The organism is Ramlibacter sp. (genome assembly GCF_013697775.1).
Lineage (GTDB): Bacteria > Pseudomonadota > Gammaproteobacteria > Burkholderiales > Burkholderiaceae_C > Ramlibacter.
The window spans coordinates 1-7581 of record NZ_JACCWG010000310.1 but is presented as its reverse complement, the minus strand read 5'-3'; the positions used below and the strand labels follow the sequence as shown (position 1 = coordinate 7581).

At 67.8% G+C, this 7581-nt stretch carries 7 protein-coding genes and 2 pseudogenes; 5 read left to right on the top strand and 4 right to left on the bottom strand.

Going from position 1 to position 7581, the window contains the following annotated elements; all coding sequences use genetic code 11:
* Positions 1–124, top strand: a pseudogene (locus H0U68_RS15565) (IS630 family transposase); the annotation flags it as partial.
* Positions 125–134: 10 nt separating this feature from the next.
* Here the strand turns inward: H0U68_RS15565 and H0U68_RS15560 are convergent.
* Positions 135–779 carry a helix-turn-helix domain-containing protein gene (locus tag H0U68_RS15560; RefSeq protein ID WP_365731825.1) on the bottom strand — a complete coding sequence of 215 codons (645 nt, stop codon included), beginning with the start codon at positions 777–779 and terminating at the stop codon, positions 135–137.
* Positions 780–984: 205 nt separating this feature from the next.
* Between H0U68_RS15560 and H0U68_RS15555 the strand changes: the two genes are divergently transcribed.
* From H0U68_RS15555 to dcd, 4 genes are all read left to right on the top strand, one after another.
* Positions 985–1524, top strand: a complete 540-nt coding sequence (locus H0U68_RS15555) for a peroxiredoxin-like family protein (protein ID WP_296357175.1) — start codon at positions 985–987, stop codon at positions 1522–1524.
* A gap of 111 nt (positions 1525–1635) precedes the next feature.
* Positions 1636–2754: a BMP family ABC transporter substrate-binding protein gene (locus H0U68_RS15550; RefSeq protein ID WP_296357173.1), complete on the top strand. Its 1119-nt coding sequence runs from the start codon at positions 1636–1638 to the stop codon at positions 2752–2754.
* Between the two features lie 25 nt (positions 2755–2779).
* Positions 2780–4084, top strand: a complete 1305-nt coding sequence (guaD, locus tag H0U68_RS15545; RefSeq protein ID WP_296357171.1) for a guanine deaminase — start codon at positions 2780–2782, stop codon at positions 4082–4084.
* 188 nt (positions 4085–4272) lie between these two features.
* Complete coding sequence (dcd, locus tag H0U68_RS15540) at positions 4273–4839, top strand: dCTP deaminase (RefSeq protein WP_296357169.1); 567 nt, start codon at positions 4273–4275, stop codon at positions 4837–4839.
* A 10-nt stretch (positions 4840–4849) separates the two neighbouring features.
* Here the strand turns inward: dcd and H0U68_RS15535 are convergent, their stop codons facing one another.
* From H0U68_RS15535 to H0U68_RS15525, 3 genes and pseudogenes are all read right to left on the bottom strand, one after another.
* Positions 4850–5479 carry a DNA-3-methyladenine glycosylase I gene (locus H0U68_RS15535; RefSeq protein ID WP_296357168.1) on the bottom strand — a complete coding sequence of 210 codons (630 nt, stop codon included), beginning with the start codon at positions 5477–5479 and terminating at the stop codon, positions 4850–4852.
* Positions 5457–7085 (bottom strand): hypothetical protein, encoded by a 1629-nt coding sequence (locus H0U68_RS15530; protein ID WP_296357166.1) that lies wholly within the window; start codon positions 7083–7085, stop codon positions 5457–5459. Before H0U68_RS15530 ends, H0U68_RS15535 begins: the two co-directional genes overlap by 23 nt.
* A gap of 64 nt (positions 7086–7149) precedes the next feature.
* Positions 7150–7581: pseudogene (locus H0U68_RS15525) on the bottom strand (delta(1)-pyrroline-2-carboxylate reductase family protein); the annotation flags it as partial.

The following is a 7581-nucleotide window of genomic DNA, read 5'->3' as shown; positions in this document are numbered from 1 at the left end:
CATCGACCATTTCGTCAACGCTCACAACCAAAACTGTCAGCCGTTCAAATGGACTGCGACCGCCGATTCGATCCTTGAAAAGCTGCATCGACTTTGCTCACGTATTATCGGGACAGGACACTAGCGGCCTCGTCCTACAGTGCTGCCGTTTGCGTGGGCGGAGTCCGGAATGCGCGGCTATAAGCGCGGCTGAACGCTGCCGTGCTGCCGAAGCCGGCGCGCTGGGCTACCGCCTTCACCTTGTCGCCGCCTTGCAGCTGCCGCCGCGCGAGCGTGAGGCGCCAGCCCGAAAGAAATGCGCCCGGCGTGGTGCCCAGGCATTCGCGGAATTCCAGCATGAAGCGGCTGCGCGACATGCCGGCCACCTGTGCCAGTTCCTCCATGCGCCAGGGCTGCTGCGGCGCATCCAGCATCGCCAGCACCGCGCGGCGCAGCAGCGGATGGGCCAGCCCGGCCAGCAGGCCGGGCTGCGCGGCCTGCGCATCGACTGCCTGCCGCAGCACCAGCAGCACCAGCAGTTCGCCGATGCGCGCCAGCGCCGCCGGGCCGCCGCAGCGCGGCTCGGCCGCCTCGGCGATGAAGAAATCGGCGAGCGCCGCGGCCCGCGGATCGTGCGCGGTCTGCAGCACCAGTTCGTCGGGCAGGGCGCGCAGCAGCGGGTTGTCGGCACCGCCGAAATCCACCACCGCCGCGGCCAGCACGCTGCCCGCGACGTGAGGCCGCGGCGCGGCCTGGCTGCGCAACACGATGCGCTTGTGCCCCGCGCGCGAGGCCAGCACGAACAGGTGGGCCGGCGCCGCGTGGCCACCTGGGGAACGACGCGCACGCTGAGGGAGAAGGCGGCGAGGAAGGCGCTCAGGCGGTCGCGCGGCGGCCTTTGCGCGGTGGTAGGACCTTCTGGACTATCGATCAATGGTTTTGGACTTGGCATGACCATCAATCTGGCACCCTCTGGCCATGCTGTCAACCAACGAAGGAAGCTCCATGCCCATCCCCCGCCAGCCTGCCCCCGCGCTGCAGGTCCCGCTGCTCTCCGGCGGCGAATTCCGTCTTGCGGACGAAACCCCCGAGCGCTTCACCCTGGTGTGCTTCTACCGTGGCCTGCACTGCCCGATCTGCGCCAGCTACCTGAAGGAACTCGAAAAGCAGGTGCCCGCCTTTGCCGAGCGCGGCGTGAGCGTCGTCACCATCAGCGGCGACACCGAGGAGCGCGCCCGCGCCATGGCCGGCAAGGTCGGCGCCGAGCGCTTGCGCATCGGCTGGGGCCTGCCGCTGGAGGTGGCACGGCAATGGAGCCTGTCGATCTCCGCCTCGCGAGGCAAGACCTCCCTGGGCATCGAGGAGCCGGCTCTGTTCTCCGAGCCGGGCGTGTTCCTGCTGCGGCCGGACCAGTCGGTCTACTGGTTTTCGGTGCAGTCGATGCCGTTCGTGCGGCCGAATTTCGCGGAGATAGTGCAGGCGCTGGACTTCGTCATCAAGAACGACTACCCGGCGCGCGGTGAATACACCGGCCCGCTGCGCTGAACCGTTCACAGCGGCGGGCCAAGAAAAGGCCACCGGTAGAATCCGGCGCAAGAGGCTGCGCTCCGGCGGCCTCTTGCCTTTTTTTATTCCGGAGCCATGTCGAGGAACACCATGTACAAAAACCTCGCCGCCGCGGCATGGCTCGCGGCAGCCGGTCTCTTTTCGTTTTCCCCTGTCTTCCCCGCCGCCGCGCAGCAGCAGCAGCCCAGGCCCGCCGATCCACTCAAGGTCGGCTTCGTCTACGTCACGCCCGTCACCGAAGCCGGCTGGGTGCACCAGCACGACGAGGCGCGCAAGGCGGTGCAGGCCGCGTTCGGCGCCCGGGTGAAGACCAGCTTCGTCGAAAACGTGGCCGAGGGCCCCGATGCCGAGCGCGTGATCCGCGACTTGGCCCAGCAGGGTCACAAGCTGATCTTCACGCCTAGCTTCGGCTACGCGGAGCCGACGCTGAAGGTGGCCAGGGAATTTCCGGACGTGAAGTTCGAGGCGGTCACCGGCTACAAGACCGCGCCCAACGTGGCGGTGGCGAATGCGCGCTACTACGAAGGGCGCTACCTGGCGGGCATCGTGGCCGGGCGCATGAGCAAGGCCGAGATGGCGGGCTACGTAGCAGGATTCCCGATTCCCGAGGTGCTGCAGGGCATCAACGCCTTCACGGCGGGCATGCGCTCGGTGAGCCCGGACGCGCAGGTGAAGGTGATCTGGCTCAACACCTGGTTCGACCCGGCCAGGGAGCGCGACGCGGCCATGACGCTGTTCAACCAGGGCGTGGACGTGATCGCCTTCCACACCGGCTCGAACGCGGTGATGGCGGCGGCGCAGGAGCGCGGCAAGATGGCCGTGGCCTACCACTCCGACATGCGCAAGGTGGCGCCCACCGCGCAGATCGCTGCCGTCACGCACGTCTGGGACGATTACTACAAGCAGCGCACCCAGGCGGTGCTGGACGGCAACTGGAAGCCGGGCCGCGTGTGGGGCGGCGTGAAGGAAGGCATGGTGCGCGTCGGCGACTTCGGCCCCAAGGTGCCCAAGGCCGTGCGCGACGAGGTAGCCGCGCGGCAGAAGGACATGGCCACCGGCCGCGTGCATGCATTCCGTGCCGGCAAGATCGGCATCGACGACAACGTGGGCCGCGAGGTGATCGCACCGGGCAAGACGCTGTCGGACGAGGACATCCTCAACATGAGCTGGCTGGTGGACGGCGTGATCGGCAGCGCCTCGGGCAAGTAGGCGCGGGCTGCGTTAACCTCGCCGCATGAGAGCCTGGCGCGCCGCCCTGTTGCGATTCGACGAAGACACCCGATCGGCCCTGTACGAGGAAGACGGCCTGCTGGTCGTCGGCCCCGATGCGCAGGGCCGGCCGGTGGTGCGTGCGGCCGGCGCATATTCCGCGCTGGCCGACCGGTTCCCTGGCGTGGCGGTGGAGCACCTGCCGGGCCGCATCCTGGCGCCGGGCTTCATCGACCTGCACGTGCATTTCCCGCAGACCGACGTGATCGGCTCGCCGGCCGAAGGCCTGCTGCCCTGGCTGGAGAACTACACCTTTCCGCACGAGGCGCGCTTCGCCGACGCCGCTTACGCCCAAGGTGTGGCCACCGTGTTCCTGGACGAACTGCTGCGCAACGGCGTGACCACGCCGCTGGCCTTCGCCACCTCGCATCCGCATTCGGTGGACGCGCTGATGGAGGAAGCGCAGCGGCGCGGCCTGCGCCTGATCGCCGGCAAGGTGCTGCAGGACCGCCATTCGCCCGACGGCGTGCGCGACGATACGGAGCAGTCGCTGGTGGACACCGAGGCGCTGATCCGCCGCTGGCACGGCGTGGACCGGCTGGGCTACGCCATCACGCCGCGCTTTGCGCCTAGTTGCAGCGAAGCGCAGCTGCGCGGCGCGGGCGAACTCGCGGCGCAGTACCCGGATGTGTGGATCCAGTCGCACGTGGCGGAGAACAAGGACGAGATCCGCTGGGCGCGCGAGCTGTTTCCGGCGTCGCGCAGCTATCTGTCCATCTACGACGACTTCGGGCTGATGCGCGAGCGCGCTATCTACGCGCATTGCATCCACTTCGACGACGACGACCGCGCGCTGATGCGCGACACCGGCGCGGCGGCGGCGGTGAGCCCGACCAGCAATCTGTTTTTGGGCAGCGGGTTCTTCGACTACGAAGGCGCTCAGCGCATCGGCTTTCGTCACGGGCTGGCATCGGACGTGGGCGGCGGCACCAGCTTCAATCCGTTCCATACCATGCTGGCCGCGTACTACGTGGGACGCGAAGGGCAGACCAAGCCGGGGCTGAGTTTGGGGCCGCAGAATTTGTGGTGGCAGCACACGGCGGGGGCGGCCGAGGCGCTCGGTTTGTCCGGTGTTGTCGGCAACCTGGTGCCTGGGTGCGAGGCGGATTTCATTGTGTTGAATCCGCAGGCGACGCCACTGCTGGCGCGCAAGGTGTCGCATGCGCGGGATCTCGATGAATTGCTGTTTTCGATCATCGTGCTGGGGGACGACCGGGTTGTTGATCGCGTGTACGTGGGTGGGCAGGCTGTCGTACCGTCTGTTGCGTAGACCGCGCGGCGCGGCTGGCGGCGCCCGGGGCGGCCCGCCTGCCGCGCAGAAGCGATGGCGGCGCGGCACCAGTTGCGTTCCACTATCGTCTCCAGCGGCGCGAGCCGCAGCCCGCCTGCACGCGGCTCTGCGCGGTCGCAGCCCGAAGCAGGCAGCCCCCTACAATTCCGCCCAACAGAGGTGAACGCATGACGATCAAGAGCGACAAGTGGATCCGCAAGATGGCCGAACAGCATGGCCTGATCGAGCCGTTCGAGCCCACGCAGGTCCGCGAGGTGAACGGCCAGCGGGTCATCAGCTACGGCACGTCCAGCTACGGCTACGACATCCGCTGCGCGCCGGAATTCAAGGTGTTCACCAACATCCACAGCACGGTGGTGGACCCGAAGAATTTCGACGAGAAAAGCTTCGTCGACTTCTACGATGACGTCTGCATCATCCCGCCCAACAGCTTCGCGCTGGCGCGCACGCTGGAGTATTTCCGCATCCCGCGCAACGTGCTGACCATCTGCCTGGGCAAGAGCACCTACGCGCGCTGCGGCATCATCGTCAACGTGACGCCGTTCGAGCCCGAGTGGGAAGGCTACGTGACGCTGGAGTTCAGCAACACCACGCCGCTGCCGGCCAAGATCTACGCCGGCGAAGGCTGCGCCCAGGTGCTGTTCTTCGAAAGCGACGAGGTCTGCGAAACCAGCTACAAGGACCGCGGCGGCAAGTACCAGGGGCAGCGCGGGGTGACGTTGCCGAAGGCGTGATCTGAGGGCGTCAGCCCCAGGCCTTCAGCCGCTCCGCCTCCGAGCGCTCCCGCGCCACGCACCCTGGAACATGGTCATTCACCAGCCCCACCGACTGCATGAACGCATACACCGTCGCCGGTCCGACAAAGTTCCATCCGCGTGACTTCAGATCTTTCGACAGCGGCTTGGCAAGCGCATCGCTTGCATCCTTCGGCATCTTGAGTACTGCGAATGCCTTGAAGTAATCGCGCAGCGCGCCGAACTCTTTTCGCAGTTCCACCGCGCGCTTCGCGTTGTTCACCGCCGCCTCGATCTTGCCGCGGTGGCGGATGATGCCGGCGTCGGCCAGCAGCCGCGTTACGTCGGGCTCGCCGAAGCCGCTCACCTTGCCAACGTCGAATTCCGCGAAGCCGCTGCGAAAAGCGTCGCGCTTGCGCAGCACCGTCAGCCAGCTCAGGCCCGACTGGAAGGTTTCCAGCGTGAGCGCGCCGAACAGGTCCACATCGGTTTGCGCGGGGCGGCCCCATTCCTCATCGTGGTACGCCGTCAGCAGGTCCGATCCCTGGCACCAGGCGCAGCGCGTCGTTTCACTCATCCAGTCCTCTTGGTCCTCTTTGGTCGTCTTGGCGCGCGCCTCAGTTGCACACGCCATAGACATAGTACTGGCTGCCGATGCGCACCAGCGGCGCGCTGTCGTACACGTTGTAGTAGCCGATCCAGCTGCCGCCGCCGCGCGAGTACGCGTAGCAGTTCACGCACACCGCGTTGGCGCGGTATTCGCCGGTGTAGCTCTCGTAGTCCACGTGCGTGTAGTTGTTGCTGCGGTAGGCGTCGCACGATGGCGGGGTGGCGGCCGTAGCCTTGCTCACCGTTGCCGAGGCCGCGCTTTCCACGCTGCCGGCATCCACCGCCTTCACCGTGTAGTAGTAGGTGGTGCTCGCGCCCAGGCCGCTGTTCGCATAGCTGGGGCCGGCGACGGGCGTGGCGTTGAGCTTTGTCATCGCGCAGCCGGAGCAGGTGCCCCGGTACACGTTGTAGCCGGTGGCGCCGTTCACCGGCGTCCACACCAGGTCCACGCGGTTGTGCGTGCTGTCCTGCGCCGCCAGGCCGGCGGGCGCGCCGAAGCCGCCGGCCGGCGTGGGCGTCCAGCCGGTGTAGCCGCCCGACAGGCGCGTGAGCATGGCGCGGATCGCCTTGACCTGCGCGCCTTTCTTGGTGGCGTAGTTCTGGTTGCCGCTGGTGTTCTGGTCGTAGTCCACGTTGTAACCCCACCAGTCCCAGCAGCCTTCGGGGTTGTTGCGGTCCTGGAACACGCCGTTGAAGTCGTAGCTGCGGCTCGCGGTCTGCGGGTACAAAACGATCATGTTGTTGGTGTCGGCCCATTCGTTGTAGCCGGCCTCGGCCACGTACTGCGTGCCCAGCGTGTCGTGCGACTGCGTGCAGCCGTGCAGCGCCACGTGCACCCGGCAGGGCTGGCCGGCCGCGCAGGACGCCGGCACGTACACCCGCCCGGTGGACGACATGCTGACCGACGAAGTGCTTGCGAATTCGCTCTGGTAGAACTCCAGGAGCTGGCCGGCCGGCGTGCCGGCGCGCGCGTTCAGCCTGCCGTACACGTGGTTCAGGATTTCACCGGCCACGTCGGTGCCGCAGTTGTTCAGGTAGGGCGACGCGGTGGCGGCGCAGCCCTGGTGCGTGGCGCGGTCGGTCACCATGGCGTGGCCGGCGCGCTGGTTGTTCTTGTAGTAGATGTTGGCGGGCGCGATGTAGTTGGCGTAGTAGTTGGCCAGCGGGTCCACCGCGGTGCGCTGCTTGACCATGCCGTCGTTGTAGCCGCTGTAGATGTAGACCTTCTGCCGCGCCATGTTGGCCACCGGATCGATCCGGCCGTCTGCGGCGAAGGTGCCCGTCAACGTGACCAGCGGCGCGATGTCGGGCGCCGTGATCCGGTTCATGCAGTAGTAGTAGCCGGTGAAAAGGTTGTTGGTGTAGGCCGAGCCCGGTTTGGGAACCTGCGCGCAGCCATAAGGCCCGCCCGCCACGATGCCCACGCCCTTGACGATGGACGACCACGCCACGCCGAACTGCGCCGCCATCAGGGCGCCGGAGGAAATGCCCGAGACCGAGGTTTCGTCCAGCTTGACGTTGTAGGCACCCAGGTTGACGGCGGCGCCGGCCCCGGCGCTCGCCGCAGCCAGCAGCACGCCCGCGATGGCCGGCCGCAGCGCGGCCCACGGATGGCCGGCCCACTTGTCTTTGCGCATGGTGTTGTCTCCCTGATGTGTCAGCAGTTGTACTGCTGCGCGCGCGTGGTCAGCGCGGCTGCGCTTACGCGCGACTACCTAGGGACGAATGCGCTTGTTGCTGCACCGCGCAACGCGCCGCCGCCAGGTCCCAGCCGCCCCAGCCGCAGCTCTTGAACAGCACCGGCCCGCGCATGGGCCGCGTGCCTGTTGCCGGCGTATCCGCCAATACGTCGCGCAGGCTGGGCAGGGCGGCCACGTCCAGGCCGGCCTGCAGCAGGTCGCCGGCCTCGTGCAGCGCGTCGGGCGTGTCCACCGCGATGAAGCCGCGCTGCGCGACGTCGCGGCACAGCGCGGCGCCGAGCTCGGCCATCTGCGGCGTGTAGGCGCCGACGGCCGCGATGAAAGCGTCAGCGCGCGGCGTGGCCGACAGCACGGTGCCGCGCGCCGGCGTGCAGGTGACCACCAGCGGGCAGTCGGGCAGCGCCGCATCCGCATCGGCGACCACGCGCGCCTC